This is a genomic window from Streptomyces sp. NPDC006510, assembly GCF_040611955.1.
GTDB lineage: Bacteria > Actinomycetota > Actinomycetes > Streptomycetales > Streptomycetaceae > Streptomyces.
In genome coordinates this window covers 1-2,634 of record NZ_JBEXPH010000399.1, presented here as the reverse complement: position 1 = coordinate 2,634, position 2,634 = coordinate 1, and the positions used below count along the sequence as shown (strand labels likewise).

The following is a 2,634-nucleotide window of genomic DNA, read 5'->3' as shown; positions in this document are numbered from 1 at the left end:
GGTGGCGGCGCTGGACCGGGTGCTGGACGGTGCGGATTCCGCTCGTAAGGCCCTGGTTCCGGCGGTCCGGCCGGAGACCGTCCCGCTCTCCTTCGGTCAGCGCCGGCTCTGGTTCCTGGAGCGCTTCGAAGGAGCGGGCGGCAGCGTCTCCCTGGCGGTCCGGCTCTCCGGGACGCTCGACGTGGAGGCGCTGCGTCTCGCCCTCGGTGACGTCGTGGCCCGGCACGAGGCACTGCGCACCGTCTTCCCCGACGACGACGGCATCCCGCATCAGCAGGTACTCGACTTCTGGGTACCCGGCCTCGGCATCGTCGACCTGGACGAGTCCGAAATCGGCTCCGCCGTACAGGACTTCGCCGCACTGCCCGTCGACCTCGCGATCGACCCCCCGCTGCGGGCACGGCTCCTGCGGCTGGGTGAGCGGGAGCATGTGCTGCTCGTCGTGCTGCATCACATCGCGGCCGACGGCTGGTCGCTGGCCCCGCTGGCCCGTGACCTGTCGGCCGCCTACGCGGCCCGGCTGGCGGGCGGTGTCCCGGAGTGGGAGCCGCTGCCGGTGCAGTACGCGGACTACACCCTGTGGCAGCGCGACGTGCTCGGCGACGAGACCGAGCCCGACAGCCCGATCGCCCGCCAACTGAGCTACTGGTACGAGGCGTTGGCCGAACTGCCCGACGAGATCGAGCTGCCCGCCGACCGGCCCCGCCCTCAGCTGCCCGGCTACCGCGGCGGCTCGGTGGAGTTCGGCTTCGACGCCGCACTGCACGGCGAACTGGCCGCCCTGGCCAGGCAGGCCGACGTCAGCCTCTTCATGGTGCTCCAGGCCGGGCTCGCGGCCCTGCTCACCCGGCTCGGCGCGGGCACCGACATCCCGCTCGGCACCCCGGTCGCAGGCCGGACCGACGAGGCGCTCGACGATCTGATCGGCTTCTTCGTCAACACGCTGGTGCTGCGTACCGACACCTCCGGCGACCCGACCTTCGGTGAACTCCTGGACCGGGTCCGGGAGGCCGACCTCGCCGCGTACGCCCATCAGGACGTCCCCTTCGAGCGGCTGGTGGAAGTCCTCAACCCGACGCGTTCGCTCGCCCGGCACCCGCTCTTCCAGGTGATGCTCGCCCTGCAGAACACGCCGGACGGCACGCTGCGGCTGCCCGGCCTCGATGTCACCCCGCTGCCGCCCGCCCCGGCCGACGCCAAGTTCGACCTCGGTATCGAGCTCGTCGAGCGCCAGGACGAGGACGGCCGGCCCGGCGGACTCCAGGGGCTGGCGCACTACAGCTCCGACCGGTTCGACCACGACACCGTGCGCGGCCTGATGGACCGGTTCGGGCGCTGGCTGGCCTCCGCGGCGGCGGCCCCGGACACCCGTATCGGCGCGTTCGACGTGCTGTCCACGGACGAGCGCGACACCGTGCTGCACCGCTGGAACGCCACCGACCACGCCCTGCCCGAGGGCACGCTGCCGAGCCTCTTCGAGGCCCAGGCGGCCCGGACCCCCGACGCAACGGCGGTCGTCGACGCAGGCCAGGAGCCCACCGGCGCGGAGCGCGCCTGCGCGCAGCTCACCTACGCGGAGCTCAACGCACGGGCGAACCGCCTGGCACGGCTGCTGATCGGCAAGGGGGCGGGACCCGAAACCCTGGTCGCGGTGGCAGTGCCCCGCTCCGTGGAATGGCTCGTCGCCCTCCTGGCGGTGACCAAGGCGGGGGCCGGCTACCTGCCGGTCGACCCCGGCCAGCCCGCGCAGCGCATCGACTACGTGCTGAGCGACGCGAAGCCCGTACTGGTGCTCACCTCCGATGCCGGTACGCGTATCCACGCAGCAGCCGAAGCCGGCGACGCGCCGTACCTCGCGCTGTCGGTCGCCGAGGGCGAACGGCTCGCCGCCGCCTACGACGCCACCGATCCGACCGATGCCGAGCGCACGACTCCGCTCCGGTCGGAACACCCGGCCTACGTCATCTACACCTCCGGCTCGACCGGACTGCCCAAGGGCGTGCTGATCACGCACGCCAGCATCGGGAACCTCGCGGCGGTGCACATCGACCGGCTCGGCATCGACGCCGGGAGCCGGGTCCTCCAGGCGGTGTCCACCACCTTCGACCCGTCGGTGGCCGACACGGTGATGGCGCTGCTGGCCGGCGCCACGCTGGTGCTCGCCGATCCGCAGCGGCACATTGTCGGTGACCAGCTGGCCGAGGCCATCGCCACCCACGGCGTGACCCACATCCAGCTGGCCGCACCGGTACTGGCCACCATCCCGGACGCCGGTCTGGACACGCTGCGCTGTGTCGTCACGGGCGGCGAAGCCTGCTCGGCCGAACTGGTGGCGCGCTGGGCCAGGGGCGGCCGCCAGGTCGTCAACGCCTACGGGCCCACCGAGATGACCGTCGCGACGACCATGACCGAGCCGCTGACCGGCGAGTCCGCCCCGCCGATCGGCCGTGCGGTGTGGAACACCCGGGTGTATGTGCTGGACGCGTCGTTGGGGCCGGTGGCTCCTGGTGTGGTGGGTGAGCTGTATGTGTCGGGTGTGGGTCTGGCGCGTGGGTATGTGGGTCGTGCTGGTCTGACGGGTTCGAGGTTTGTGGCGGATCCGTTCGGTGGTGTGGGTGGGCGGATGTATCGCAC

Annotated in this window: 1 protein-coding gene; it reads left to right on the top strand. The window is 72.3% G+C overall.

What is annotated here, in order from left to right; genetic code table 11:
• Positions 1-2,634: amino acid adenylation domain-containing protein (locus ABZY11_RS43860; protein ID WP_356484530.1), on the top strand; the 2,634-nt coding region annotated here is incomplete at both ends.